The sequence below is a fragment of the Pedobacter deserti genome, assembly GCF_024436415.1.
Classification (GTDB): Bacteria; Bacteroidota; Bacteroidia; order Sphingobacteriales; family Sphingobacteriaceae; genus Pedobacter; species Pedobacter faecalis.
Genome location: NZ_JAFMZQ010000002.1, coordinates 410,555 through 437,461, shown reverse-complemented (window position 1 = coordinate 437,461; position 26,907 = coordinate 410,555). Strand labels below are relative to the sequence as shown.

Here is a 26,907-nt window from a genome sequence, read left to right as displayed (position 1 = left end):
AATTTCCGTATATTCAACTCATAATCACGCATATTTTAAGTTTTGAAGCACAGTCTGCCACTTTTATTCGCGCTAGCGTCTTTAGTTTTTCAGTCCTGCGGCAGGGAAGATTTTGATACCGAGCTCCAAGTTGTTGACAACCCTGTGGAGTATGAGACGATTTCGCCAGTTCGGTTCTGTCCAACTTCGGCAATTTATACAAGCCAGGACAAGGAAGCACTCGTGATCATCGAGGATGCTGCTGCTTATAATAAAGAGGTCGGGTGTCTTGATGTTGTGCCTAATGTGGATTTCTCAACACACTTCGTGCTTGCTGGGCGCCTGGCTTTCAGGCAATGTGCCAGCCTAAAAGATCAAAAACTTGTACTACAGGGAAGTGTTCTACGCTACGATCTTGTGATCGAAAAACTCGATTGTCAAAAACACGACACCGTTTACTTTGCTGCTAAGGTTCCTCTTAAGCACAGAAACAACGCCGGGCGGCTGAATGTAGAGGAATTTAGGCATCTGTAAGACCACTTCGAATGATACGCTTGACTAATAATATTTTTTATACTTTCGAAGGCGCAATAATCCTGACCCAGCGGAAGATGTTCGGGAAATACGCCAGATATAGCGCAACAACGCCTCTTCTGAGAGCGACCTGTGCCGTGTTTGCTGGCGTTTTACTCGCTATTACGATCAATGTTTTTAAGTTAGATACGATTTTAGCTTTGGCTGTTAGTTCGACGCCGATTCTAGCATTGATTATTTACTTCAGCAGCAAAGTCCATTCTAAAAAAAATGATATTGATAAGGTGTCCGATTTTCAGCAGAAACCTTTGGCTATTCGTATAATCTTGCTGACTTATATCATTGTTTTCAACTATCTGTTGCCATTGACGATAATGATAGCAGCGCTAATAGAATATACCACTAAGTAGCTGCGTATGCGGGTTTTTATAACAGTTATTTTCTTTTTCAGTGTCTTCTCTTCATCTATCGCACAGTCTGGAATTGATGTGACGGTTAAGCGCAAATTAGATAGTATTTATGTGTTGGATCAAAAATATAGAAGTGCGCTAAGCGCGTTATACGAAGAAGGTAACGCGGATTCCATTGGCGCCGTGTTCGGCAGGTCATCTAAGGACTTATTTATGGTCCTGCTAGCTGAGATGAAACAAGTGGATTCGTCAAATCTTATAGAGGTGGATGGCATCATTAAAACTTATGGCTATCCAGGTAGGAGCTTGGTAGGCACGCCCACGAATGAGGCTGCGTGGCACGTTATCCAGTATTCACCCCGGATTAAGAACTACATCAAAGTCGTACAAAAGGCTGCCAGGCAGAAGCAACTCTCATTTGAACTTTATTGCAAGATGGTAGACCGCATGTTGATGGAGGAAGGTAGAGAGCAAATTTATGGCACGCAGATTTCAGGTCTAGCTGTAGCGGACAGTTCCACTGGAAAAACCGAATGGCGGATGTTTGTTTGGCCTATACGAAATGCTGCGAAAGTTGATAAATTACGAAAACGAGCAGGCTTCCTGCAGTCTATACAGGAATATGCTGCATCCTTCGGTGTGGTTTACAGCCCGTTTACGTTAAGGGATGTTGAACATTTAAAGCGTCTCGAATAGCTCCGTACTATCAGCGTTTACGAACCAACTTACTATTAACGCAGTAATGGGCGTTAAAAGTAGTGCTACCAAACTTGAACCCTATATTGGAGCCATGTTAAGAATCTGTTCCGACTAAAGTCGGCTCTCATACACGACAGGCTATCGCCTCGTTTACTTGCCCCCTGGCAGGTACCTGATCCTAGGCTAATGGCAGATTAATCAAAGGCTTCTTCGCAAAACCGGGTACCTTTTGTGGATTAGTCCCGAACGAATCTGCCATTAGTCTGCCATTTGGTGGACGCCAGGTAACAACTTGCCCTTTATGAATTGGGTAATTAGTACTGGCAAATGTTGAATTCTTGTCGACATAATTGTATATTGAATTAAATAATACACAATCCATGAAAAGGTGGCGTTTTGGCTGTGCTTATGATATTTAGTGCTTATAATGCTGTGATCCGGCTCAACACTTATCTCTTTTATGCTTTCGAAGGCGCAATAATCCTGACCCAGCGGAAGATGTTCGGCAGATACGCTAGACCTAACGCAGCAACGCTTCTTCTGAGAGTGACCTGTGCCGTGTTTGCTGGCGTTTTACTTGCTATTACGATCAATGTTTTTAAGTTAGAAACGATTTTAGCTTTGGCTGTTAGTTCGACGCCGATTCTAGCATTGATTATTTACTTAAGCAGCAAAGTCCATCTTAAAAAAAATGATATTGATAAGGTGTCCGATTTTCAGCAAAAATCTTTGGCTATTCGTATAATCTTACTGACTTATATCATTGTTTTCAACTATCTGTTGCCGATAGCGGTATTGATAGCAGCGCTAATAGATTATACTACAAAGTAGCTGCCTTTGGATACAAGCGCCCTTATCGGCTGGAGTACTATCAACGCTTTATTAACCAAATCATTATTAACGCAGTAATAGGCGTTAAAAGCAGTGCTACCAAAATTGAACCCCTATATCCGAGCCATGTATCTTCGCCATACTTGCCTGTTTCATGCAAAATGAAAAACATCAACAGAATAAAAAGGGTAATTACGAAACCTTGCATCTAGTTTTTAAATAGTTACCAATATACACAACCGCCTAAATAAATGGAAATCAATAAAGTGTTCCGACTAAAGTCGCATCTAATACACGACAGTTATCGGCTAGTTTGCTCCATCCTCAAGGGTAGCTGGTCTGGGACTGGTCTGGGACTAATCCGGGCTTTGTTCGCAAAACGGGATACCTTTTGTGGACAAAGCGTGGATAAGCCTTTGATTAAGCCCGGTCTTAGTGGACAGGATATTGCCTGCTATATCCACATGCATATAATACAACAAGTAATTAAACAAATTATATTCATTTAGATATAATTTATACGTAATTCTTTGATTCTACTAATACATGTTTAAAAATACGAAATCTTGACTGCCCGATCTACGCCAGATTGTACAAAAATTTTAACCGTGCATTCCATTAGCCGACCATTGCTGATTTTAGGTCGCCACCGCGTGGCTTCAAGAATTTTAATAATTCTGTTAATACAGCTAGTTTCGTTGGCCTCAACAACACGGAGGCCGCTGATGCTTCCATCCTTTTTAACTACGCCGGTCATCAGTAGATTTGAATCGCATGGCTGTATAGAATTATCCTGTAATATCTGATGCAACGCGGCGGTCAGTTTCGTCAAGTTGTCTTTCAGAACCGGGCGCGGCTGAACTGGACCGCTCATGTGATGTGTCCCCGAGGCTTTATAGAACTCGAAAACATGTGTACTTGAGTCGCGCCGTATGGTTGTAGTAAGTCTATACGGAAGGCCTTCTCTAAAACACTTAGATTTATTCGCATATCTTTCCCGAAGCATTTTAGGATTTGCGAACTCAATACTATTGTATTTTTTCTGAAAGAGGAAGCTATCACCACCAAAGGTAAGATGGAACTGCTCGTCAAGTTTTTCAAACTTATCGCTCGGCCTTCGGCGGTACACCTTCACCACTCTGGGGGTATCATTCCAATACTCAACCGACAAATGGGTAACCAGCGGAAAGCTCTTAAAAAGCTTTGAAGAAGAATGCTCAGCCGAACTAACCCTAAAGACACCTTGAATATTGCTTTGTAACCTTGCATGCGGTGATACCAATCCTAAAACAATGACACTAAGAATCAAATACTTACTCATAACTACCTCACATCCTCAGCTGCCTGAACAGCTCAGGCAGCTTCTTGTCGTCGAGCAAGCCTGCAACTACATATCTAATCCTATTGTTCCGGTCTATGATGATATGCATCGGGTAGCCGTCTACTTCAAACATATCATTGGCTTGCTTTCCATCCAGCACGGGCTTAAATGGAAAAGGACCCTTTTTGGCAAACTGGCTTACTACTTCATTGTCTTCATAGGCAATACCCAGGAACTCTACTTTCGGGTTTTGCCTGCGCAACGAGTCTATCAATTTAAATTCATCGATACACGGCTTGCAGGTTGTCGTCCAGAAGTTGATGTAAGTCAGCTTGTTCTTCTTTTTTTGAAAGCTGACGTCTTCACCATCGAAAGTTTTTAGCGAAGTAACAGGCAGGGTTTTCCCTATGTAGTTGAAGGGCGTTTTTTCCTTTTTAACAAGGCGATAAATTTCTCCACCTGAACTACGCTCCCATCGGGCCATGTATTTAGACGTAGCGATGGAGTCGTTAAAACGCCGAAGCGGAATTTCATCTCCTTGCTCTGAAAGCAATTTACCTTTCTTGGGTACCTCCCCAAGTGGACTGCTGATCATAACAACTGAACCCACAGACACCACAATTTCTTTTCTTGCAGATGTAGCGGAGGCACTTTGAGAACCGGTTTGGGCCATACAAGTAGTGCCAAATAATAATGATACGACGAGCGCGTAGACAGGTGTTAAATGTTTCATATCTCACTTCCAGTAATCGATAGGGAACTTTTCCGGAAAGTACTTCTGGAATTCGCTTTTCATGTTATGACTGGCAAAGTTGTCGTCTTGTATTTTTCCATCGGCAGTTACCAGTACGTAGCGGGGGATTCCGTTAAATTTGAATAGTTCCCGCAAGGCCAGGTAGTCGTCGGCCGGGATCCTGTGGGTATTCGTCATCAGGTTCTTTTTGGTGTAATCTTCATAGAATGCCGCCGCGGTACTTTCACTGTCGGTTACAAACACATATTCAAAATCCGGATTGTCTTTATACTTGGTCCTTAGCGCAAGGCTGCTCTCTATCCCTGCCCGACAAGGTCCGCACCATTCTGCCCAGAAATCGACAATGAGTACTTTTCCTTTAGAGGGGCCAATGATCTTTTTAAACACGGCCGCTGCAGGGGTATTAGGAAGTTCGTATGCTACATTACCTAGCTTATATCTTTCATAGGCGGCGTTCATTTCGCTAAGTACGAAGGGGTCGCGCATGGCTTTTGATAAGGCCGCTGTTTCGTCAGCAAAGGTTCGTTCTTTATATTGGTAAAACCTAAAGTTAGAAGTTAACGCCCGCAATTTGGCTATGTCGTAAACCAGGTTAGTTTTCTTATTATTAGCTAGGTATGCAGAATCAAGTTGTTTATAGCCAAATTTGTTAGCCTGATGTAGAAGCTGTCGCTGGAACGCGGGTGAAAATTCGAAGCGGTTTACAAAGGTGGAGAAATCGTTTGAAACGAGCAGTGTCTGATCGTCCATATCGATCATATTCAGGTAATCGAAATAGTCTGCCGGCATAGGCATTTTCAGGATCGCGTTATCTGGTTCCTGTTTCTGATAGTAACTACGATTGCTTTCGTAATCAAACAAATACACGGCGTAGTCGAGGTCAACCTGGCTTTCGATCAGTCTTCTAACGTTCTTTGAGGTTCGCTTTGCGTTCATGGCGCTGTCGGCCACCCTCCTCGCCTTTTCCCATTTCTGGAGCTGGACCTTTTTAAAGTCTTCGGGAGCCTGGGTTTTCACGTAATCGTTCAACTTATTGTAGTCGGGCCGAGGTGTCTCAATAGCAGCCAGTTGTTCGTTGATCGCTTTATTGACGCCAAGATATTGAGGGTTCTGGAAATCAAGAATGAGGCCGGTCGTGGTTCCTGGCTCTGCGTAAAAATTTATGGTATGATTGTTTAAATATATATTGGACCGGATGGGATGTATTCCGAGCATGCTGCATTCAAATCTTCCGTCAGGATAAATTCGTACCGTTGTCGGAAAATCTTGCCTTATGATGTTATTGGCGTGGTAGATAATGCCGCTGGCGTACCCCGAGCTTCTATCATAACCTTTGATGTAGCCGACGATCTTAATGGAGTCGCGCAGGAAGAAGGCTTTTGACCTTGCGTTAGATTTTTTAAAAGCCGTTTTTTCAGATATCCATTTCTGGATGTGCGCCGGTACATCGGTTTTTGGCTGTGTTGTGTTTTGTGCATTTGCAGTAAATACAAAAAAGAGGAGTGCAAGCGTACTGAGGTATTTCATGAGATTTGGTTAATTATCAAGTGAATATACAAATTATTTCGTATTCGATAACGTTTTTTACGTATCTTGGATAGACCTTAACGTATCTAAACATGACTACACGCCTTAAACTTTTAACAATCTCCTTATCCCTGGTTGCCGCTTCTTGCAGCAATTATCGCGAAGATCACAGCATTTTGCTGGAATCGCCGGGTTCGCCTGAACGTTATAGCAGTAAACTCACTAACTCGTTGTCTTCAGAAGATGCTTCTGAAATGACCTATGTGATTAATAGTTACTTCGAAGAAGGAGGTAAAAAGTATGTGACTGTTAAAGTATTTGGTGATGGCATACGCGCAGAAATCCCATTACTGATCAACAAAGACGAGTCGCTGGCAGGTGTTATACGCACAAAGGGAGTAAGCTACCAGGGTGCAGAACTGCGTGGCCTGCAACTGGCAAAGGTTGCTGATCCGGTGGCGAAGTTTGGGATTGCGGATGTAGACTGGATTCTGGACTAAAAATTTTTCAGTAACTTGCTCTCGCTAAACTTTGAAAACAGAGCGAAGTATCCCTATGAATAACGATAACGATCAACTCAACACGCTCACACAGCTCAACGAGGAGCTGGAGAACTATTTCAGCAATACCATCATCCCGCAAATATTCGTAGACGCCAATCTTGTGTTGCGGAAGTACACGCCGCCAGCCATGAGGCAGTTTAATCTGAAAGAAGATTCGCTGGGGAAGCATATGAATGAGATCAGCGAAAACTTCCGTTTTCCGACGATTATAGAGAATATACAGGCGGTGATACGAACTGGTCAGATCCTGGAAAAGGAGATTCAAACCATCGACAGCCGGTGGTATCAGATGAATATCATTCCTTACCTGATCAGGAAAGAAAACAGGACGAATGGGGTAATTATCACTTTTGTGGATATTACGCCGCGAATTAAAGATCTTAAGGAACAGGAAAGGCTAAACCATGAACATGAGCTGCTGCTGGATACCATTGCCCATGATATTAAGAATCCGCTCCTGGCCCTTGGTCTCACAGTAGAAATGCTTCGAAAAGTCCCTGAAAATGGTGGCGAAAGGTATCTGACGCTGGTGGGCAATGTAGAAAGCAGTGTTAAGGAGCTTAAAAAGGTAATAGACGACTTAACGCGTACGCGCTTTCAGCAGCACCGTTATCAGCCGGAGGAAGAACTCCTCGACCTGGAAAATATTGTGGAAGACGTACGGCTTGTCCTGGCGCAGCAAATTCAGGCATCAGGAGCGAGTATAGAGACCGACATAGAAATTTCTCAGATTATGTTTGCGAGGCGCAAGCTTCGCAGTGTGCTGTACAATCTGGTCAACAACGCGCTTAATTATGCGCATCCCGACCGTCAGCCAGAAATCCGCATCAGTTCTTATCAGCATGGTGATGAAATTGTTATCCGGGTTGCAGATAACGGCGTAGGGATTAGCCAGACAGATCAGGATATCATTTTTGAAAAGTTTAATCGCCTGTCGCCTGTCGGCGAAGGCTCGGGTGTTGGTCTATACCTGGTCAATAGCATTGTAACCGCAGCAAACGGAAGGGTTAAGGTGGATAGTGAGCACGGCAAGGGCGCTGCCTTTAGTGTGTTTCTTAAGAATGTGCGCAGCGGAACAGGAGGCTAATTGATTTATGTCGCTTTCGCCCCCTTGTTTTGTCTTATAAAGCACTGCTCTCGAGCTTAGGTGCCTGCTATCTTTGAGTTAATCAATCTTGACTGTATGTCGCAAACTAAAAACCCGAGCACCAATCTGGAAGTGGCAAGGCTCTTTTCCTCTGGTGCATTTGATCAAGTGGCCGGGCGTTTGGCTGAAAATGTAGAGTTTCATATTTATGAAGATGATAAACATCTGCTGGGTAAAGATGATGTGATGGAGTTTTGCCATCAGATTGCTGCCTACTTTAGCTCCGTTGATACAGACTTCCGGGAACATGGCTTTCTGGAAGCGGGAAATAAGGTGGTTGTTTATGGTTATGCGACTTTTAAGCGAGATGGCCGACTTGTAAATAGTGTTAACTCCTGCGATGTTTATGAGTTCAATAGCGATGGATTTGCGGAGAAGATTCATTCTTATTGTAACTCCAAGCCGGAGGCGAAAAAAGGACCTACCCTGCTCTCCTATCTGATATGTAGTGGGGTGTTGTGAGCGGGCTTGTTTTATTAAAACTAAATGCTTAGTTTTAATAAAACAAATATGCCGCTATGAAAAAATGGCTCTTCGCTCTCATGATCTTGTCTGGCTGTGTTATCAGCGCAAGACCGCAAACAAGCATGCTGCTTCACAAAGATTATGTGAACTTAAAAGGTGAAACTGGAACCACAGTGGTGCTTAACTCCACGCCCGACACGCTAAAGTTAAGTTATCAGTTTTTTAACTGGTTTCCCTATGCTGAAACGCTGGAAACGCTCACTATCCCACCAGGCCGAAAGGATAGCATCGTATTGATGTACCATTTTCCGGATTGGATTTTTATAAACGGCAGATTCAAAATCTATAACGCTCCAGGCAAGACGCTGCTCTGTGATATTAAAGACTATAAATCTAAAAATGTGCAAGTCAGTTTTACGGGGTTTATGTCGCGCGAAAATGAGTACTACCTGGCCTACCAGCAATTTTTAGGGCACTATAATATGGAAAGCGTTGTATATTATTCGCTGAGCGGCCGACTTAACCACTGGAACGATTTCCCTGCCAAGGCTGATTCGCTGACCAGCATCCCTATGGGGTTTTTAGACCGGTATACCGGCGCGTTGCCCGACTGGTTCAAAAAACATGAACGTCGACGGCTTTTGCACAATCATTATCTAAGGTTGTGTAACACGCTGCGCGCTGCACAGGCGTATGGCGAGAAGAAAATAATGGTCGACAGCGCTTACTACAGTTCACAAAGATTTATTGATGCGGAGGATGACATGATCCTGAACGACACATATGTTTACTTTATGCCGGAGTATATCTTGAACCGGGCGAAGTCGGCGGGACGGGCCGATAGCGCAACGATACCGAATATCAGATATATATGGGGCACTACAGACAAGTCGGACGTCAACGCAATGATATACCTTGGCAGGGCGTACCAGTATGACCCGCAGCAATACAACTCCACAATCCAGTCGTTCAGCTTCAAAGAGCCATCAAGAAAGCTATGGCTGGACGCTGCCATTCAGGAGCGTTTGAAGCCTACGCTGATTAAGCCTGATTTGCGTAACGTCGAACTTAGCGACTTACGCGGAAACAGCGTTTCTCTGGATAATTTTATCGGAAAGGTGGTGATCATTAATTTTTGGGGTGTCTGGTGTGCGCCATGTAAGGCCGAATTTCCTTATGAGAACAAGCTTCATCATAAATACAAAGATAAAGGACTGGTGGTCGTCAATATTTGTGCTGACTCCGACAGATCTCACTGGATCAGGGATTCAGAAAAGTATAGCCTGCAGATGGTGAACCTTTATTCGAAAAAAGAAGATTTCCCCAAGTTAATGAAGGCATTCCGCTTGACGACAATACCGGCCAGCATATCCATCAACCGCGAGGGAAAAATATCTGATCAGAATGTAAAAAGGGCCAGAAGTCTTACTGAAGCTGATGTAGACCGCTTGCTCCGGCTTTAATTCATCTGGCTTGTTTCAAAACAATATCCCAAACAATTAAGTTATCGGTTTCAAGTTCAGATTTTTCAAGTACCTTTCGGTAAATTATTAACGTAGATGAACAGAAGCGTGAAGACGGTTATTGCCGGCACAGGAAGTTATATTCCGGAGAAAGTGGTGAGTGGAGAGGATTTTTTGAATGCAAGCTTTTTCGAAAACGGTGTATTGCTGGAGAAAGAAAATGCGGAGGTGGTGCAGAAGTTTTCTGAAATAACCGGTATTGTGGAGAGAAGGTATGCGGCGGAAGATCAGGTAACGAGCCACATCGGGGCTATAGCGGCTGAGCGGGCGATAAGTGATTCGGGCTTGGATAAGGAGTCGATTGACTATATCATATGCTGCCACAACTTCGGCGATATGCTGCCGGGGAGCAACAGGATTGATATGCTACCCTCGCTGGGTTCTAAAATAAAGATGATTCTGGAAATTCAGAACCCTGATTGCGTGGCTTATGATTTGATTTTCGGTTGCCCGGGCTGGGTGCAGGGTGCTATTCAGGCAGATTACTATATCAGAAGCGGCGATGCCAAAGCGGTTCTGGTGATAGGTGCGGAAACGCTGAGCAGGATTATCGATCCGCACGACCGCGACAGCATGATATTTGCAGACGGCGCCGGGGCGGTGGTTTTCCGTGCAGGAGAAGAGCGCGAAGAGGCGGGTATTTTGTCGCACAAAACACAGACCCATGCGGTCGAGTTTGGCGGACTCCTCACGATGGGCAGGTGCGCCAGACCAGACGCTCCGGACGAAAACTACTATATGAAAATGCAGGGCCGGAAATTGTACGAGTTTGCCGTATCAAATGTTCCGCAGGTGATTAAAAAAGCGATCGACAAAGCCGGATTACGTCTGGATGATATCAGCATCGTGTTCATCCATCAGGCCAACGACAAGATGGATGCGGCCATCATGAAAAGGTTGTTTAGGTTATACGGCCTGGATATGGTGCCGGAAAAGCTGGTGCCCATGACCATCGCATGGCTGGGCAACAGTTCAGTTGCTACGGTTCCTACGTTGCTTGATCTGGTTAAAAACGGTAAGGTTGAGGGCTATGGGATCAACAAGGGCGACATCGGGGTATTCGCTTCTGTTGGCGCAGGAATGAACATCAATGCCTTTATTTACCGCTTTTAACCAGGCGCAAATTTTATCTTCTTTCGTTATAAACACCTACTTCTGCCAGAACGGGTGGCTTGCTGAACCCGCTGATCGTCAGTTTTAACCTTTCTGCCCAAACGCGATCAAAACGGAAGATGGTGATACGACCGGCTTCAACTTGCTCTGCTTTGAGCGGATGCCATTGTCCCGCTGCATAATACTGCAACTGGTAGTTACTATCTCCTTGTCTGCCCTCAGTAACCACCACCATGTTAAATGCTTGTGCTTTTTCAAAGTTTAGCTCGTACCAGGGCGACTTAACCTCACGGTTAGACACCCAGCTGCTGCCGAAATTGTCGTCGTTTGCGAAATCCATGATGTTCATGTCGTCCGACCAGCTGCTGTTGCTTTTCACGTGCTTCGCGATGTTGCTGGATATGATCGGAGCCGCATGTGCAGGAACTTTGGGAAGTTCGGCAGGCTTTTGATAGATCTTACCAATCTCTTTTAATGCTACCAGGGCGTTTTCATCGATCAGTCCGTCGCTGTTTGGCGCAACATTTAAGATGAAGTTGCAGTAGGCTCCGTTGTAAGGTACAATGAACTTATTGACAAGCTCGTTGACGTCTTTTACGGGCGTGGTTGGAAAGGATGTTTTCCAGAACCAGCTGGCCTGCAGAGGCAGACAAGCCAATGCCGGAAGCTTATTGTGCTCTTTGGAGATGAACTGACCTGCGCCTTGCTCGTAAGATTTGATATCGGTATAAAACAGTGCTTCAGCCGGATATTTCGCAGCGTTAAGATCCATAACCAGGCAATTGGGCTGAAGGGATTTCACCAGGCGGTAAATGTCTTCGAAAGGGACGTCGTCGTACGAAATCCTCGACCATGGTGCATCCCATCCATCTATCACCAGTGCGGTGATCTCTCCATAATTGCTCAGTAATTCTGTGATTTGGTCTTTGATCATTTGGATATGCTCCGGTGTGATCTGATTGGGCCGGATGCCATGATGTGTGTCGAGAATAGAATAGTACAGCATCACTTTCAGACCGTTTTTCCGGAACGCGTCGGCGTATTCTTTAACCACATCCCGCTTAAAGGGTGTGTTCATCACGTTGTATGCTGTGGTTTTTGTATTCCAGATGGGAAAGCCACTGTGATGTTTTGTGGTTAAACAGCCATAAGTCATGTTGGCCGATTTGGCGGCTTTGGCCCACTGATCAGCATCGAACTTAGGCGATTTGAAAAGCGAGAGCGCAGCATTTGGGTCAGACCAGTCCTGATCCATAAACGTAGGCATGCCGTAATGAATAAACATACCGAAGCCTAGGTCTACAAATTCCTGCTGAAGCTGGGGAAGAGGTCGGGGGGCCGACTTCTGCTGTGACAGGGCTTGTTGTGCATGGGTAATGGCCAACACGAAGGTCAAGGCCATGAAAATTCTTTTGATCATATGTGTGGTTTTAAGCTGAGTCAAATCTAGCTATTGGGTATCACGAATTTATCGAACAGATCCGTAACAGATGCTTAATGAAAACTTAACGGCACACAACTAACCAAAACTTAAGCTATTTTTAGGGATTGATATCATCGTAATGACCGGCCGGATATATAAAATAGTGGTGCTGATCAGCTTTCTGATCCTTGTTGGTGTACAGCTAAAGCTAATCTATAATACGTATACGCTGCTCGACCGGGATTTCAACCTGAAGGAGAAGAAGCTGCTCAACGACGAATATGGAAAGAGCATTCCTAACGATAAAGTTTACACAGGCGGGGGCCGGATCTTAGATTCAATCCTGAAGGATAAAATGCCTGCACTAAAAGCTGAATATCTCCGTAACAAAAATGAATTCGGGAGACTTGCCCGGCAAACCAGCGATATTATATTGAGCAAACTAACTGCAGCGAGCACGATGGACAGTGTTTTTCGCTCTATTGTAAAGCGAAACGGACTAGACACTAGTTTGCATTATCTGCTGACTGTTCAGGCTTTAGAGATTAATTTTGATCAGCGGATCGGTGACATCACCATTTTTAAAAAGATGCCCTACGGGGCTGTTATCGATGGCAATCTGGGCAGTCCTACGCCCGAAAACCGCGTGACCAGCCTGGCCGTGAGCGGCTCGCTGCTGTACGATTACCGAATCACTTTTTATCTGTTTGCCGACTATCCGAATCGCTCATCCAGGGTCGCCTACCAGATGCTTCCTACATTTTCGCTCGTCGTCCTTTGCATCCTGATCATCATTGGCATCAATTACTACACCTATATAAGTTGGATGCGCCAGAAAAAAGATGCTGCCATGAAATCGGATTTTCTGAACAGCATAAAACATGAATTTAATACGCCGGTTACGACCATTATGGTGGCAGGTAAAAGTCTGAATGAGGATGAGGTCCTCTCCGATCGCGATCGTGTGAAAGCGCTGGGCCAGATCATCGAGCGGCAGGCCAGGCGCCTGCATACGCACATCAACCAGATGCTGGAGGTATCTATGCTCCAGGAAAAGATTCACATGGAGGAAACTGATCTGAACGAAGCAATCAGCATATTGGTGGAGGATTACAGGTTAAAACTTCGGCCGTCCGACGAGCTGTTATTTAAACGGCATCCGGCTGAACTTCTGGTTCCGATAGATCGCTTCGTGTTTTCGACCATGATGCAGAATATGCTCGACAACGCCTTTAAGCATAATTCTAAAGCGGAAAGAAGCACCGTAATAACCATAGAAGAAAATAGTGAGTACATTGTGCTGGTTATCAGCGACAATGGCAATGGTATTGAGCAAAATGCCCGGAACATGATATTTAATAAATTTTACAGATTGCCCCGCAACAGCACCCTGCCTGGTTTGGGCCTGGGCTTGTACTATGTAAAGCAATGCCTCGACATCCATGGCTGGGACATTAAGTTAGATTCCGAGCTCGGCCAGGGCACTACTTTCCTGATATATATTCCCAAGTACCTGTTAGACGAATTGTGATGTACGACATCGTTTTAATTGAAGATGAACCTGACTTGGGAACTGTTGTTTCCAGCTTCCTGAAAATGAGGGGTTTCAGCGTAATTTGGTTTCAAACTGCCCATGAAGCGCTTGGCTACTACCGAAAGCATGTTATGGCCAACCGTTTACTCATCATTGATGTGCAGCTGCCGGATATGAATGGTTTTGATCTGGCCGCGCGGGTGCATGAATTAAATCAGCATCAGATCTTTCTCTTTCTGACGGCTCATAGTGAAAAAGGCAACAGGCTCCGCGGCCTCAACCTTGGGGCTATTGATTATATTTCGAAGCCTTTTGAAATTGATGAGCTGGTGCTTCGGGTCAGCAACATTTTAAAGACCTTCTCGCCTGCCCCGCGCTATCATGGGGAGGCTGATCTGCAACAAACGGACCTTGGTGATGTGACGTACGTTCATGACCAGTTGCTTGTTTTGCTGCCGGGCGGCAGGGAGGTATCGCTGACGCGCAGAGAATCTGAATTGCTAAACTATCTGATAAAGCATCCGAACCGGGTAGTAAGGAAGAGTGATGTTTTAATGGCCTTGTGGGGCAGCGACGATTACTTTAACGGGAAAAGCCTGGAGGTTTTTATTTCAAGATTACGTGGTTTTTTTAAAGCATCGGAGCTGGTTTCTATTGAAAATGTTTACGGACTGGGTTATATCCTGAAGATAAAAAAAGCGGGGAATGATCATTCCGATACATTCCCCACCATCTAAATTAACGCTCTCGTATATATTACGCCCTCGCGGCCGCTTTATTATACCGACTTTAAAATATTTCTGTTATTAGCCCCAAGTGGCTTGAAATAATTGAGATTTTCCCTTTCTTTACAGTTTTCCGACAAACAGACTATTTATTCAAACATGGAAGGACTACTGACTAGTATTAACGACTTAATCTGGAGCAATGCGCTCATTATCCTGTGCATGGGTACAGGCATATATTTCTCTATCGTAACCCGGTTTCTGCAGGTGCGATACATCAAGGAAATGTGGCGCCTGTTGTTCGATGGAAAAAGCTCAGACAAAGGGGTAAGCTCGTTTCAGGCTTTTGCTATAGCCATCTCCGGACGCATTGGTACCGGTAATATTGCCGGCGTAGCCACGGCCATTGCTATGGGAGGGCCGGGCGCGGTATTTTGGATGTGGCTGATCGCTTTTTTGGGTGCTGCTTCTGCTTTTATTGAGGCTACACTCGGACAGATATATAAGCAGGTGAAAAACGGGGAGTACCGCGGGGGACCGTCCTATTATATTGAGAAAGGTTTGGGCCTTAAATGGTATGCGGTTCTCTTTGCGGTGGCCACGGTTTTAAGTACGGCCTTTTTCCTTCCGGGTGTACAAAGCAACAGTATCGCGCTCAGCATGCAGAACGCCTTTGATATTCCCGTAGCATATACGGGGGCTGCCGTTGTCATTTTACTGGCGCTGATCATTTTTGGCGGTGTAAAGCGGATCGGTAAAGTAGCTGAGATCATAGTTCCGTTTATGGCGGGCGGCTATATTTTAATGGCAGTTGTGATTATGCTGATGAACATTGCAGAGATACCGTCGGTGATCGGTCTGATCTTCCGGTCGGCCTTCGATCTGGAACCAGCCTTTGCCGGCATATTTGGTATGGCTGTAGCCTGGGGTGTGAAGCGCGGCATTTACTCCAATGAGGCCGGACAGGGTACTGCTCCGCACGCGGCAGCGGCAGCGGAAGTTAGCCACCCTGCAAAGCAAGGACTGGTGCAGGCCTTTTCGGTTTACATCGATACCCTATTTGTGTGTACTGCAACCGCCTTTATGATCCTCTTTACCGGAAAATACAATGTGCTTAATCCTGATGGCGGCTTTTTAGTGGAAAATCTGCCTGGTGCGAAGATCGGTGCGGAGTATACACAACAAGCGATAAGCTCGCATTTCCCTGCGCTGGGCTCTGGCTTTGTGGCTGTGTCCTTGCTGTTTTTTGCTTTTACGACCATTATGGCCTATTACTATATTGCGGAAACGAACTTGAGTTATCTGGATAAAAAAGGCAATAAATGGGCAATTAACATCCTGCGCCTGTTATTGTTGTTCTCTACTTTTTACGGATCGGTTAAAACCGCAGAAGCCGCATGGACATTAGGGGATATTGGTGTGGGTATGATGGCCTGGCTAAACGTTATCGCTATTCTGCTGCTGCGCAAACCTGCACTGAAGGCACTCAAAGATTACCAGCAGCAGCGCAAGGCGGGTAAGGACCCGGTATTTGATGCCAGGGCAGCGGGAATTGAGAATACGAGCGAGTGGTAAAAGAACAGTTGCGGCAACTACTTCTCGATATTGTTATCACGAACGCTGATTGCTGCAAGCCGCCTTTCTACGACGAGCTGCGATTCTCTTAAACATTCCAGGTAGTTCTCCAATAGGTATGGATTTTCAAACTCATCAAAAATAACCGACCTGAGTGCGGTTTGAACATTATGAGCCTTTAATTTGCAGTCTTCTAATAAATCTATCTTGGCCATTTAACTGAGAGTTTACAAGCGTTTCTACGAAAATACTCAGAATTCCCCAAAATACCCCATCGTTGGGCAAATAAATTTATTTTTGGCTAAACAATCGCTTTATTGCCCCCATCAGCTTACTTTGTGCAATTGGCTCGAGCAGTGATCCGTCCGATTGCTGTATGTCTTCCAGGTCTATTCCTGTAGGCAATTGCTTTGGATATAGAATGATAAAACTGTTTTGCTCAAAATAACGCGAAAGATAGTGCGGCAGCTTTTGCATCTGCGGGAGGTACGAGGCCGTCAGTTTCCGCGCTGCCACAATAACCATCAGGTCGTTGGCCTTTACCGTCTTACCTAAGATCAGGAAGTCTTCCCAGTTGTTAAACTCATGGTAAGCTGCGTTGGCGGCCGATTTCTGCTTGGCGAGTACCGACTTGATTGCGGCCAGCGTGTGCTTTGATCCGTAGAACAGAATGCTCATGCCCGCTTCGCCAGCCAGGACGAGGGAGCGCTGAACCCAGTGACTGAAGCCGGGCTCTGACTCTGCATTTTGGGGAGCCAGCACAATAAGCCGCTTAAGCGTATTGAGCGGCTGAACGGCCTTGTACACATATATGGTATCGTGGAAACGCCGCACAGTACTCTCAACCGTCTGTCCGAAAAACTCTGTTGCATTTGCGTTCTTATGCAAACCAACCACCAGGTCGCTGATCTGATGTTCCCTGGCGGTGTACACAATTCCGTTGCTTACAGATGCGTCGTGCCGCGATATCGGGATAAGCTGCTGCTCAACCGCAGCGGCATGAACCAGGGCTCTGTCGAGAATACGGATCTGCGCCTTGCTGATTCTTGGCAACTGCTTATCGTCGATCACATTGAGCGCATACAGCGGCGAGGTCAGGGCCTTCTGCCGCAGCATGAAACCAAGATCAAGCAGATCGGCCATCAGCTCGGGGTGTGACAGGGAAACGAGGACCCTTTGGTCGGGCCCGGTCACCGGCTCGGCCGGGTCTTCAAGTGCCAGGGTACGCGCGGCGCGTTCGACGACAAACGAACTAACGGCGCAACTTACCAAAATAAGAAGGATCGTACCATTCAGCACATCCTCATTCAGCAGGCGGATGGGTTCTCCGGCGGGTGTCTCGCCAGTGATGATGTTGTACCCTACGAGGATGATGGCCAGTGTAGCTGCCGCGTGAGAAGAGCTTAAACCGAAGATCAGGTTACCCTCCACCGGCCGCAATTTAAATGCTTTGGCGGTGATGACGGCCGCGAGGTATTTGGACGCCAGAGATACGACGATGATCACGCCGGCAACCTTCATTGCTCCCCAGCCTTTGAAGAGCACGCTCACGTCGACAAGCATTCCTACGCTGATTAAGAAGAATGGGATAAACAGCGCATTGCCTACAAAATCGATCCGGTTCATTAAAGGTGAAGTATGCGGCACAAACTTGTTGAGCACCAATCCGGAGAAGAATGCACCGATAATGGATTCCATACCCGCTGCTTCGGCCATAAAGGCGGCCAGAAATACCATCCCAAGCACAAAAATATACTGTGATACACTATCATCGAACTTCTTAAAGAACCAACGGATAATGATCGGAAATACGAAAAGCACGATACCCACGAAAACAAAAGAGGACACACCGAGTCTGATCCAGAACAAACTGGACACATCGCCCTTGCTGCTGCCCGCGACACCGGCAAGAATAAGAAGGGCAAGCACATCAGTGATCATGGTCCCGCCCACCGTCATGGTTACGGCGCGGTTCTGTACAATCCCGTACTTACTTGCGATGGGATAGGCAATAAGGGTATGTGTGGAGAACATACTGGCCAGAAGCAGGGAGGCCATAAAATCAAAATTCAGAACATAATAGCTGGCCAGGGAGCCCAGACCCAGCGGGATAAGAAAGGTAGTAAGTCCGAATACAAGGATCTTGCCTTTGTTCTTCTTGAACTCACCCAGATCTATTTCAAGTCCGGCCAGGAACATGATATAAAGCAAACCCACTGTACCGAACAATAGGATACTGCTATCCCTGCGCAGCAGGTTGAGCCCGTAGGGGCCTACCAGCGTACCAGCCAGGATAAGCCCAATAATGTGCGGGATGCGTATTTTATTGAAGAGAATAGGCGCAAAGAGAATGATAAAGAGCACCAGCGAGAAAATAATCACCGGATTGGTTAGCGGCAAAGTAAACTCCAGGGAAGATAAAATCAGCATATCGTCAGAGTTTGTCGTTGCTATCCATCAATTCAGCACTAACGTCATATACAATGCGGCAGTCGGCCTGCGTTATAAAACGCTTCCCCTCCATCTTGCCCGCCACGGGCGGGAGCATGGCAACCGTAATCGTGGCAGTCTGCACATTGGCCGGATCTTCGAGTTGAAGGCCCCTGCTGGTAAAAACACCTTTATAAGTGCGGCTGAGCTTACCTTTGTCCAGGACCTGCACCATGATAGATTCTTTGGTATATGAGATCAGCCATTGCTCCGATTTGCTATCGCCTACTGCGGATCCGTCGCAGTTCGTTTCTGTGCACTTCATGTTAACACGCCAGCGGCCGATAAGTGCGGGGTTGTACAAACCAAGGTTTAAGGTATCTGCCTGCAGACTGTCGACCTGTCTTTGCAGACCATAGATGGTTGTCTCCTTCTCGACAAGCAGGGTTTGAAGGTCTTTCACTTCGCTGCGAACAGTTTTCAGATCATCCTTAAGTTTCTGTGTCTCCTGTGCCGGTTGCCCACCGCAGCTCCATAAAATGAGAGAAAACACAGCCATGAAAAGCAAATCTCGTATCCTCATATGGCCAAAGCTAAAAAAAACGCATTTATAATACGCAGTTTAAAAAAACTTATATATCTCTGGGAAAATGAAAAATTTATTCTATCATTGACTTGGTCGCGCTGCGCCACAACCAAATCTAACCAATGAACGGCAAACCCCTGTTGAACGAGTCTGAACTGCTGGCAAAAATTGCCGATGGGAACGAGCGCGCCTTCCGGGATCTTTTCGACTACTATCAGCAGTATGTGTATACCTTTGCCTTGAAAATTTCGCGTTCAGATACAGATGCCGAGGAGATTGTACAGGACATTTTCCTGAAGGTATGGTCGGGCCGCAGGCAACTGCCCGGTATCGGGAACTTCGGGGCTTATCTTAACCGACTTGTCCGCAACCATACGTTCAACCTGCTGCGCCACGAGGCAATCGTTATGAAGGTAAAGACCCAAATAAGCCTCAGTGCAACGGAAAATGACCTGGGTACACAGCAGGCGCTTGATTACCGCGAAACGAAGGAACTTCTGGACAATGTGGTAAGCAAACTGCCCGAACAGCAGCGCCGTGTATACGCGCTGTGCCATTTCGAGGGACTTAGCTATGATGAGGCTGCAGCTAAACTTAACATCTCTCCTGCCACCGTTCACTATCATATGAAGCAGGCGCTGGCAACCATCCGCACGCATTTCAGGCATTATGCGCTGGTTTGTTCCGCACTGATTATCTTTTTTTTAAAAAATTTTTAGAACGACCTACCCCAGGCCTCAGCTGAAGTGTCAGTGTTTATAGGGCAGCACTTAATGCTGTGTAACCCTGAACCAAATATATGACCGAACACCACGAACGACTGACTACGTTGTTTTCTAAATATCTATCAAAAGAGCTGAATGAGGAAGAACGCCTCGAATTTCTCTCGTATGTGCAAAATCCGGCTTATACCCAGCAAATAGATCATTTAATTTCCCACAGTTATGAACATCCGGAAACGCTGCACAGCCTCGATCGCACTGCGGGAGATAGAATTTTCGGGTCTGTCGTTGCTGATCGCCCGCAAAAAAGTTCCCGCCTGATTGGCCTGTGGCCGCGTCTTTCAGCAGCCGTCGCAGTGGGGATCCTGCTTGTTGGCGTAGTCCTTTGGAATAATAACAGCTCTGAACAGACTCAGCGTGATGCCTACCAAAACGACATTACTTCCGGTGTTACCGGGGCTACGCTGACACTAGCAAACGGGAAGAAAGTGAGGCTGGGCGATGTTAAGACTGGCGAAGTGGCTAAAGAAGCTGGTGTAATCATTAAAAAGTCGGAAAGCGGCGATGTTGTTTATGAGATCGTGGGCAATGCCGGCGAAAGGGAGGGAACCAATACGTTGTCGACCACTAACGGCGAAACCTATAAGCTGCGTCTTCCAGACGGCTCATATGTGTGGCTCAATTCAGCTTCGAGCTTAACCTATTCGTCCAGACTGATCAAAGACGGCAAACGAAGGGTCTCACTGACAGGTGAAGGTTATTTTGAAATCGCCAGGGATGCTGCCCACCCATTTGTGGTTACGACGAGCAAACAAGAGGTGGAAGTACTGGGCACGCATTTTAACCTGAACAGCTATGGCAACGAAGCACTTGTGACCACAACCCTGATAGAAGGCTCTGTACTTGTCAGATCGGGCAGGTTGACGCAGGTACTTAAGCCAGGCGAACAGGCCCTGAACGACGGAAAAGCGCTACGTGTGAGCGAAGTGAATATTGACAATGTGGTCGACTGGAAAAATGGCGACTTCAACCTGGATGAATTGGATTTCCGGCTGGCCATGCGCAAGATTGCCCGGTGGTACAACGTAGATGTCGTTTATGAAGCCTCTGTACCTGCAAACATCAGATCTGGTGGCTGGATTTCGAGAAGCAAGAACCTGTCGGAAATTCTAAAGCACATCGAATCATCAGGGCAGGTCAGTTTTAAGATCGAGGGAAGAAAGGTGTATGTAGCTAAAGGAAAATAGATTGTTTACCCAAAATGCATGAAAAATATACTCAGAGTACAGCACTAAAATAAGCAAACCAGAAGTGAAGCACTTCTGGCTGCGTTTGGACAACTTATAATTTTACAAGTGTTAACCACAGGATGCCAACACGTTTCCAGCGCCGGAGGCATACTGCTTTAGAACCAAATTAACCAAATGTATCGATTTTATACCAAACCTGGTATAACGGCCTCGTTATACCTTAAACTATGGCGAACTATGCGACTGATTACCATTATAATCTTAGCATCCCTAATGCAGGTCAGTGCCGCTACCTTAGGCCAGCGGATAACCATCACGCAGGACCGTATGTCGCTGAAATCTGCCTTTAAGGAAATCAGAAAGCAAAGCGGCTTCGACTTCTATTATGAAGGGGGAATCATTTCAAACAACCAGCTGAAGGACCTGAACCTCCGGAATGTGACCGTTGATGAAGCCTTAAGAACTGTACTCAAAGACCTGCCCCTCACCTACGTGATCGAGAATAAGAACATCACCATCCGGAAATCGGGGAGCAACTTTCTCCGCAATCTCGTAACCAGCTTCAGGGCTATCAATGTAAGGGGGAAGATCGTTGACGAAAACGACCAGCCCCTTATTGGCGCTACGGTGGGATTGAAAGGAAAAGGGAGATCAGTTAAGACGGACCAAAACGGAGCTTTTTACATGGAAAATGTTGCTGAAGACGATAAACTTGTGATCAGCTATATAGGTTATGAACTCATGGAAGTTAACGCGGCCCCTGATATGGGCAGCATTAAGCTGGTGCGCACAACGAGCGACCTGAACGAGGTTGTGGTAGTGGGCTATGGTACCATGCAAAAAAAGGATCTTACAGGCTCAGTTACACAAATTATCCCCGACCGGATTGCCAATGAAAACCCGAAGACCGTACAAGACATCCTTCGCGGAACGCCTGGTTTGCGGGTGGGTTATAATCCTTCGGCTAAAGGAGGCGGCGAGATAGAGATTCGCGGCAGGCGATCGGTTTACGACGAAGGCGGCCACAACAGTCCATTGCTTATTCTAGACGGTATGATCTTTTATGGCGAGCTTTCAGAAATAAATCCCGATGATATTGCCCAGATAGACATCCTCAAAGATGCTTCTGCGGCCGCTATTTATGGAGCAAAGGCTGCGAGCGGAGTGATCATCATCACCACGAAGAAAGGGAAGCCCGGAAAGCCCGTGATCAATATGACGATGAACGTGGGCTCGACAGGGCTGAGCGATTACCGTGACCGTTTTGATACGGAAGCCTATCTGCAGCACCGCCAGGACTGGTTTACAAAAAACACCTATGGACTTAACCCGGCAACCAATGCTTACGAAGCTTATCAAACCGGAGTTTATGCCTCGCAACCTGGGTTTTTTATGCGACCGGACCAGCTCCCGTCCAGCATTTCTTTAGACACCTGGCGGGGCTATACCGAAAACCAGGCAGACCAGTCGGACCTGAACATATGGGCACAACGCCTCGGCCTGGTAGGCAACGCCCTGCAAAACTTTCTGGATGGAAAGACGGTAGACTGGGCCGACAGAACTTTCCGTACGGGCTTTAACCAGGATTATAACGCGAGCGTTAGCGGTGCCGGCGACAGGATCAATTATTACCTGTCTATGGGATATCTGCGCAATCAGGGCGTAGTGGTAAGCGACGACTACCGGTCGGTACGCAGCAATATGAAGATTGATGCTAAAGTGAACAACTGGCTGGAACTTGGCGCTAACGTGAACTTTCAGGACCGTTCAGATGGGAACGTGGACATAGATATCGACCAGTCGCTGCGCAATAGTCCCTTTGCGGATTATTACGACGAAACCGGTAATCCCGGACAGTTTCCTTTAAATGAAAAGTATAGCCAGCGCGGCTATAACTATGACTTCCAGAAACAATATCTTGAACTTGAGAAGGGATACACTGTGGTCAACACGATCTTGAATGCAAACGTTAAACTGCCACTGGGGATTACCTACTCTTTCAATTTCTCTCCGCGCTATCAAAACTTTTACGACCGGTATTTTATGTCGGCCAATCTGCCCGGATCCGATCCTGCCACCCGCGGAGCTAACCGGGAACAATCGAAAAGTCTGAACTGGTCGCTCAACAACACGCTGGCCTGGGATCATACCTTTAAAAAGAAGCACCATGTTATCCTTACCCTGGTACAGGAGGCCGAACAGAACAGGTTCTGGAGAGATCGGATAGAGGCCAGGAAAATATTGCCTTCCGACGCGCTCGGGTTTCACAATACGAAGAACGGCAGTAAAGAAAACAGTACCTTTTCCAGCGAGGATAGTGAGCAATCGGCCGACGGCTTACTTGCCCGTTTGTTTTATTCTTATGACGACCGTTATCTGATCACCACTTCGGTGCGGAGGGATGGCTACTCGGCATTCGGAACCTCCAATCCCTATGCTGTTTTTCCTTCCATGGCCGTAGCATGGTCATTCACCAACGAGAAGTTTTTTAAATGGGGCCATATCATGAACAGCGGTAAACTCCGGGTGTCATACGGCGAAAACGGAAACCGGTCACTCGCCAACCCCTACATAGCGCTTTCCAACCTGTCCGAAGGCGGCGGCAAGATGCAGGGCTATTTAAATTCGGCGGGCGAACAGGTCTTATACCGCTACCTGATGGCCGACAGGCTGGCAAACCCCTTCCTGCAATGGGAAAAGACAGCATCATGGAACTTTGGTCTTGATTTCGGATTCCTCGGTAATCGGTTGACCGGCAGCCTGGAATACTACAATATGAAAACTCATGATATGATCATGAAAGAGCGTTTACCAAGCTTCACAGGCTTTACCAATATCACAACAAACTTGGGGCGGGTAGACAACAGCGGAATTGAGTTTGCACTTAATACTGTCAATATGCGCAGAAACGCTTTCGAGTGGTCCAGCACCTTCGGGTTCTCGTACAACAAAAACAAGATTACCCATTTGTATTACGACTATGAGGATGTGCTCGACGCCAACGGTAATGTTATCGGAAGAAGGGAAATGGACGACCAGCCGAACGGCTGGTTCATAGATCGTCCTATTGGTGTCATCTGGGATTACCGTGTTACTGGCATATGGCAGGCAAACGAGGCGGAGGAAGCCAAGAAATACGGACAGGTACCTGGGGATCCGAAGGTGGCCAACAGCTACACTGCCGACGATGAAATCAATGCCGATGGTACAGCTAAGCCTGTATACAACAACAACGACAAAGAGTTTCTGGGTGAAACGTCTCCCCCGTACCGCTGGTCGCTACGCAACGATTTTTCGCTTTGGAAAGACCTGAGCGTTTCCTTTAATATTTATGCATACACCGGCCATAAAAGCTTGTTTGGCGAATACCTGAATAATGATGATGACGGCGGACGCATGGCCTATGCCTTAATCAACCTGCCGCGCAAAGCGTACTGGACCCCAGAAAATCCTACCAATGAATTCGGACGTATTGAGGCAAAGGGACCTGTTGGCGCAGCCGGGGCGCAGCGTTTGTACGATCGGTCTTTCGTACGGCTCGACAATGTATCTGTTGCTTATACCCTGCCCAGTAAATGGACATCCAGGTGGGACCTTAACCGTGTCAGGGTATATGGAACGGTGCGCAATGTTGCCACCTGGACTAAAGAATGGACTTACGGCGATCCTGAAACGCAAAGCCCCGATAACGGCCAGGGATGGGCTACGCGTGTATTTACGCTCGGCTTAAATCTCGTTTTCTAACTATTAATCGACCGACATGAAACAGTTAACTCAAAAAATTAATCGCTTTAAAAGATATCTCATCGTTTTTGCTGGCAGCGCAACACTGCTAAGTGGATGTAAACGGGAGTTTCTAAACCCCGAACCTTTGTCATTTTACGAGCCGTCGGCCACATTTACCACCTTATCAGGCCTTATGTCGGCCCAGGCCATATGCGACCGGCATCTGAAGCTCTATTGGGCAACAGACCACAATGAGATGCTTACCCTGGGAACGGAATATATTTTTTCGGATCTGATGGTTGCTAGTGCTACAGATAAGCGCAATATGCTTGCTGATGTGGCCAACATGCTGACCCCAACGAGCGAAACATCCTATCAGAATATAGACCGGACCAACAGCATCTGGTATTTCTGGGAGGAAACCTATAAAGGGATTATGTATGCCAATACGATCATTCAGTATGCAGATAAAGTTGAAGGCCTTGACGAAAACACCAAGAATGAGTATGTAGGCCGGGCTTATTTCCACCGCGCATTCAGGTATATGGCGCTGACGTTTCAGTTTGGCGATGTGCCGCTGGTAACCAAGCTTCTTGAAGTGCCTAAACAAAACTATCGCAGCACAAAACAGGAAGCCATTCTAAAAATGATTACCAGAGACATGGAGCTTGCGGTGCAATGGGTTCCAGATCAGAGCGCAATGAGCCTGGTGGGTATGGTAAACAAAGGTGCCTGCAGGATGCTGCTTGCTAAATGCTACCTGGCTTTGGGTGAATACGAAAAAGCAAAAGAACAGACCGATATCCTGATCGATCAGTCGGGTTATTCACTGATGACCAATACCTTCGGTACCTTTAACGACGGCGGTGAACCGCTTACCTGGAAAATTACGCGAAACGTTGTATGGGACTTGCACCGGCCAGAGAACAAACTGATTGGGGCAAACCGCGAGGTAATCATGGGTGTGCCCAACAGGGGTGCCAGTGCCGAATCTTTTGTCCAGATGCTCACCATGCGAATCCTTTATCCGTTCGTGTTCGACAACCGTATCCAGACAACAGACGGTAAACAGGCGCTTATGAACATCAGGCGTAATTCGTCCGATTACAATGCGACTTACGATTACATGCGCGCTTTTGGTCGCGGTATCGCCACCTTCCGCCCCACGCACTTCAGCACGCATACCTTATGGAAAGTGAACGGGGTAATGGATGCAACCGATCTGCGTCATAGCGCTGAAAGCGGCAACTGGGTGCGTATGGAAGATTACCGTGTAAACAACAAAGCTTCGGTAGACTTTGGCAAACCTTTGAGACTGTACCATCCCACCTCTGGTAAATTGCTATGCAGTGATACCATAAGAAGGTGGTTTGATGTGCCGCACTATAAATTTTTCCTGGACGACCCGGTTAACGAAGCCAATATCGCTGGCTCCGACGGCTTACGTGGCGCTACGAACGGCTCAAACGCCGATTGGTATGTTTACCGGCTGGCAGAAGCCTACCTGCTTCGTGCCGAGGCAAAATATTATATAAACCCGGCCGACCCATCTATTGCGGAAGACCTGAACATCATCAGGCGACGGGCTAAATGCACGCAGCTGTATACCGGTGCGGTAAGCATTGGCGATATTATGAATGAGCGGGCCCGTGAATTGTATTGGGAAGAATGGAGAAATGTGGAGCTGACCCGCGTTTCCTTATGCCTGGCACGTAGTGGAAAACCAGACGAATGGGGGAATACCTATTCGTTGAACAACTTCGACAAGCAAAGCGGAACCGCACCTGCCGGCGGAAGCTATTGGTTCCAGCGCATTAATCATTATAGCCTGTATAACAAAGGCCCTATCCAGATTAACGCAACGGGCAACAGCAATCCGAATTACACTATGGATAAAAAGAATCTTTACTGGCCCATACCCGACGCCGCTATTACGGCAAACAAGCGAGGTCAGCTAAGTCAGAATTATGGTTATGATGGCTACGACCCTAACACCCCTAAATGGGAAAACTGGGAAGATGCTGTAGCCGACGAGGACAACGTCAATTAAAAAAACGTACCTCCAATAAA

General features: G+C 46.6%; 23 protein-coding genes. 16 read left to right on the top strand and 7 right to left on the bottom strand.

The window, feature by feature from the left end; genetic code table 11:
• Positions 1-42 precede the first annotated feature (42 nt).
• From J3P40_RS17025 to J3P40_RS17010, 4 genes are all read left to right on the top strand, one after another.
• A complete protein-coding gene (locus J3P40_RS17025) occupies positions 43-513 on the top strand; it encodes a hypothetical protein (RefSeq protein WP_256007474.1) in 471 nt (156 codons plus the stop codon).
• A gap of 11 nt (positions 514-524) precedes the next feature.
• Positions 525-923, top strand: a complete 399-nt coding sequence (locus J3P40_RS17020; RefSeq protein WP_256007473.1) for a hypothetical protein — start codon at positions 525-527, stop codon at positions 921-923.
• Between the two features lie 114 nt (positions 924-1,037).
• Positions 1,038-1,619 (top strand): DUF6624 domain-containing protein, encoded by a 582-nt coding sequence (locus J3P40_RS17015; protein WP_256007472.1) that lies wholly within the window; start codon positions 1,038-1,040, stop codon positions 1,617-1,619.
• A gap of 411 nt (positions 1,620-2,030) precedes the next feature.
• The gene (locus J3P40_RS17010) at positions 2,031-2,453 is read left to right on the top strand and encodes a hypothetical protein (RefSeq protein ID WP_256007470.1); all 423 of its coding nucleotides are present in this window, start codon (positions 2,031-2,033) and stop codon (positions 2,451-2,453) included.
• Between the two features lie 550 nt (positions 2,454-3,003).
• Here J3P40_RS17010 and J3P40_RS17005 read toward each other — a convergent pair.
• The 3 genes from J3P40_RS17005 to J3P40_RS16995 are packed head-to-tail and all read right to left on the bottom strand — an operon-like array spanning position 3,004 to position 6,055.
• Complete coding sequence (locus J3P40_RS17005; protein WP_256007469.1) at positions 3,004-3,774, bottom strand: hypothetical protein; 771 nt, start codon at positions 3,772-3,774, stop codon at positions 3,004-3,006.
• Between the two features lie 7 nt (positions 3,775-3,781).
• On the bottom strand, positions 3,782-4,507 hold the full coding sequence (locus J3P40_RS17000; RefSeq protein WP_256007468.1) for a TlpA family protein disulfide reductase: 726 nt from the start codon (positions 4,505-4,507) through the stop codon (positions 3,782-3,784).
• A gap of 3 nt (positions 4,508-4,510) precedes the next feature.
• A complete protein-coding gene (locus J3P40_RS16995) occupies positions 4,511-6,055 on the bottom strand; it encodes a TlpA family protein disulfide reductase (RefSeq protein WP_256007467.1) in 1,545 nt (514 codons plus the stop codon).
• A gap of 92 nt (positions 6,056-6,147) precedes the next feature.
• Here J3P40_RS16995 and J3P40_RS16990 point away from each other — a divergent pair, with 92 nt between their 5' ends.
• The 5 genes from J3P40_RS16990 (at position 6,148) to J3P40_RS16970 (ending at position 10,866) form a co-directional block, all read left to right on the top strand.
• Positions 6,148-6,555, top strand: coding sequence for a hypothetical protein (locus J3P40_RS16990; RefSeq protein WP_256007466.1), 408 nt, complete (start codon positions 6,148-6,150; stop codon positions 6,553-6,555).
• A 55-nt stretch (positions 6,556-6,610) separates the two neighbouring features.
• Positions 6,611-7,705 (top strand): sensor histidine kinase, encoded by a 1,095-nt coding sequence (locus J3P40_RS16985; RefSeq protein WP_256007465.1) that lies wholly within the window; start codon positions 6,611-6,613, stop codon positions 7,703-7,705.
• A gap of 96 nt (positions 7,706-7,801) precedes the next feature.
• Positions 7,802-8,227 (top strand): nuclear transport factor 2 family protein, encoded by a 426-nt coding sequence (locus J3P40_RS16980; protein WP_256007464.1) that lies wholly within the window; start codon positions 7,802-7,804, stop codon positions 8,225-8,227.
• 56 nt (positions 8,228-8,283) lie between these two features.
• Positions 8,284-9,693 carry a TlpA family protein disulfide reductase gene (locus tag J3P40_RS16975; RefSeq protein ID WP_256007463.1) on the top strand — a complete coding sequence of 470 codons (1,410 nt, stop codon included), beginning with the start codon at positions 8,284-8,286 and terminating at the stop codon, positions 9,691-9,693.
• Positions 9,694-9,789: 96 nt separating this feature from the next.
• Positions 9,790-10,866 carry a 3-oxoacyl-ACP synthase III family protein gene (locus tag J3P40_RS16970; RefSeq protein WP_256007462.1) on the top strand — a complete coding sequence of 359 codons (1,077 nt, stop codon included), beginning with the start codon at positions 9,790-9,792 and terminating at the stop codon, positions 10,864-10,866.
• 13 nt (positions 10,867-10,879) lie between these two features.
• Here J3P40_RS16970 and J3P40_RS16965 read toward each other — a convergent pair whose 3' ends face one another.
• Positions 10,880-12,286 carry an alpha-L-fucosidase gene (locus J3P40_RS16965; protein WP_256007461.1) on the bottom strand — a complete coding sequence of 469 codons (1,407 nt, stop codon included), beginning with the start codon at positions 12,284-12,286 and terminating at the stop codon, positions 10,880-10,882.
• Positions 12,287-12,428: 142 nt separating this feature from the next.
• Between J3P40_RS16965 and J3P40_RS16960 the strand changes: the two genes are divergently transcribed.
• The 3 genes from J3P40_RS16960 to J3P40_RS16950 all read left to right on the top strand — a co-directional run bounded on the left by J3P40_RS16960 (position 12,429) and on the right by J3P40_RS16950 (position 16,123).
• Positions 12,429-13,820 carry a sensor histidine kinase gene (locus J3P40_RS16960; RefSeq protein ID WP_256007459.1) on the top strand — a complete coding sequence of 464 codons (1,392 nt, stop codon included), beginning with the start codon at positions 12,429-12,431 and terminating at the stop codon, positions 13,818-13,820.
• The gene (locus J3P40_RS16955; protein WP_256007458.1) at positions 13,820-14,560 is read left to right on the top strand and encodes a response regulator transcription factor; all 741 of its coding nucleotides are present in this window, start codon (positions 13,820-13,822) and stop codon (positions 14,558-14,560) included. The genes J3P40_RS16960 and J3P40_RS16955 overlap by 1 nt, the downstream gene beginning before the upstream one ends.
• 147 nt (positions 14,561-14,707) lie before the next feature.
• Positions 14,708-16,123: an alanine/glycine:cation symporter family protein gene (locus J3P40_RS16950; RefSeq protein ID WP_256007457.1), complete on the top strand. Its 1,416-nt coding sequence runs from the start codon at positions 14,708-14,710 to the stop codon at positions 16,121-16,123.
• 17 nt (positions 16,124-16,140) lie between these two features.
• Here J3P40_RS16950 and J3P40_RS16945 read toward each other — a convergent pair whose 3' ends face one another.
• The 3 genes from J3P40_RS16945 to J3P40_RS16935 form a co-directional block, all read right to left on the bottom strand.
• Entirely contained in the window at positions 16,141-16,338 is a 198-nt protein-coding gene (locus J3P40_RS16945; RefSeq protein ID WP_256007456.1) for a hypothetical protein, read from the bottom strand.
• 76 nt (positions 16,339-16,414) lie between these two features.
• The gene (locus tag J3P40_RS16940) at positions 16,415-18,553 is read right to left on the bottom strand and encodes a cation:proton antiporter (protein ID WP_256007455.1); all 2,139 of its coding nucleotides are present in this window, start codon (positions 18,551-18,553) and stop codon (positions 16,415-16,417) included.
• 4 nt (positions 18,554-18,557) lie between these two features.
• Complete coding sequence (locus J3P40_RS16935; protein ID WP_256007454.1) at positions 18,558-19,136, bottom strand: hypothetical protein; 579 nt, start codon at positions 19,134-19,136, stop codon at positions 18,558-18,560.
• A gap of 125 nt (positions 19,137-19,261) precedes the next feature.
• Here J3P40_RS16935 and J3P40_RS16930 point away from each other — a divergent pair, with 125 nt between their 5' ends.
• From J3P40_RS16930 to J3P40_RS16915, 4 genes are all read left to right on the top strand, one after another.
• Positions 19,262-19,858 carry an RNA polymerase sigma-70 factor gene (locus tag J3P40_RS16930; protein WP_256007453.1) on the top strand — a complete coding sequence of 199 codons (597 nt, stop codon included), beginning with the start codon at positions 19,262-19,264 and terminating at the stop codon, positions 19,856-19,858.
• Between the two features lie 80 nt (positions 19,859-19,938).
• Positions 19,939-21,108 carry a FecR family protein gene (locus tag J3P40_RS16925; protein ID WP_256007452.1) on the top strand — a complete coding sequence of 390 codons (1,170 nt, stop codon included), beginning with the start codon at positions 19,939-19,941 and terminating at the stop codon, positions 21,106-21,108.
• A 276-nt stretch (positions 21,109-21,384) separates the two neighbouring features.
• Positions 21,385-24,855 carry a SusC/RagA family TonB-linked outer membrane protein gene (locus tag J3P40_RS16920; RefSeq protein ID WP_256007451.1) on the top strand — a complete coding sequence of 1,157 codons (3,471 nt, stop codon included), beginning with the start codon at positions 21,385-21,387 and terminating at the stop codon, positions 24,853-24,855.
• A 16-nt stretch (positions 24,856-24,871) separates the two neighbouring features.
• Positions 24,872-26,887 (top strand): RagB/SusD family nutrient uptake outer membrane protein, encoded by a 2,016-nt coding sequence (locus J3P40_RS16915; RefSeq protein ID WP_256007450.1) that lies wholly within the window; start codon positions 24,872-24,874, stop codon positions 26,885-26,887.
• Positions 26,888-26,907 lie beyond the last annotated feature (20 nt).

Bases quoted from the DNA above. Each gene is read 5' to 3' on its own strand.
- J3P40_RS16930 (WP_256007453.1), top strand. From the start codon at position 19,262: ATGAACGGCAAACCCCTGTTGAACGAGTCTGAACTGCTGGCAAAAATT.
- J3P40_RS16955 (WP_256007458.1), top strand. From the start codon at position 13,820: ATGTACGACATCGTTTTAATTGAAGATGAACCTGACTTGGGAACTGTT.
- J3P40_RS16945 (WP_256007456.1), bottom strand. From the start codon at position 16,338: ATGGCCAAGATAGATTTATTAGAAGACTGCAAATTAAAGGCTCATAAT.
- J3P40_RS16980 (WP_256007464.1), top strand. From the start codon at position 7,802: ATGTCGCAAACTAAAAACCCGAGCACCAATCTGGAAGTGGCAAGGCTC.
- J3P40_RS16960 (WP_256007459.1), top strand. From the start codon at position 12,429: ATGACCGGCCGGATATATAAAATAGTGGTGCTGATCAGCTTTCTGATC.
- J3P40_RS16940 (WP_256007455.1), bottom strand. From the start codon at position 18,553: ATGCTGATTTTATCTTCCCTGGAGTTTACTTTGCCGCTAACCAATCCG.
- J3P40_RS16970 (WP_256007462.1), top strand. From the start codon at position 9,790: ATGAACAGAAGCGTGAAGACGGTTATTGCCGGCACAGGAAGTTATATT.
- J3P40_RS16975 (WP_256007463.1), top strand. From the start codon at position 8,284: ATGAAAAAATGGCTCTTCGCTCTCATGATCTTGTCTGGCTGTGTTATC.
- J3P40_RS16995 (WP_256007467.1), bottom strand. From the start codon at position 6,055: ATGAAATACCTCAGTACGCTTGCACTCCTCTTTTTTGTATTTACTGCA.
- J3P40_RS17005 (WP_256007469.1), bottom strand. From the start codon at position 3,774: ATGAGTAAGTATTTGATTCTTAGTGTCATTGTTTTAGGATTGGTATCA.
- J3P40_RS17000 (WP_256007468.1), bottom strand. From the start codon at position 4,507: ATGAAACATTTAACACCTGTCTACGCGCTCGTCGTATCATTATTATTT.
- J3P40_RS16965 (WP_256007461.1), bottom strand. From the start codon at position 12,286: ATGATCAAAAGAATTTTCATGGCCTTGACCTTCGTGTTGGCCATTACC.
- J3P40_RS16920 (WP_256007451.1), top strand. From the start codon at position 21,385: ATGCAGGTCAGTGCCGCTACCTTAGGCCAGCGGATAACCATCACGCAG.
- J3P40_RS17010 (WP_256007470.1), top strand. From the start codon at position 2,031: ATGATATTTAGTGCTTATAATGCTGTGATCCGGCTCAACACTTATCTC.
- J3P40_RS16915 (WP_256007450.1), top strand. From the start codon at position 24,872: ATGAAACAGTTAACTCAAAAAATTAATCGCTTTAAAAGATATCTCATC.
- J3P40_RS16950 (WP_256007457.1), top strand. From the start codon at position 14,708: ATGGAAGGACTACTGACTAGTATTAACGACTTAATCTGGAGCAATGCG.
- J3P40_RS16935 (WP_256007454.1), bottom strand. From the start codon at position 19,136: ATGAGGATACGAGATTTGCTTTTCATGGCTGTGTTTTCTCTCATTTTA.
- J3P40_RS16925 (WP_256007452.1), top strand. From the start codon at position 19,939: ATGACCGAACACCACGAACGACTGACTACGTTGTTTTCTAAATATCTA.
- J3P40_RS16985 (WP_256007465.1), top strand. From the start codon at position 6,611: ATGAATAACGATAACGATCAACTCAACACGCTCACACAGCTCAACGAG.
- J3P40_RS16990 (WP_256007466.1), top strand. From the start codon at position 6,148: ATGACTACACGCCTTAAACTTTTAACAATCTCCTTATCCCTGGTTGCC.
- J3P40_RS17020 (WP_256007473.1), top strand. From the start codon at position 525: ATGATACGCTTGACTAATAATATTTTTTATACTTTCGAAGGCGCAATA.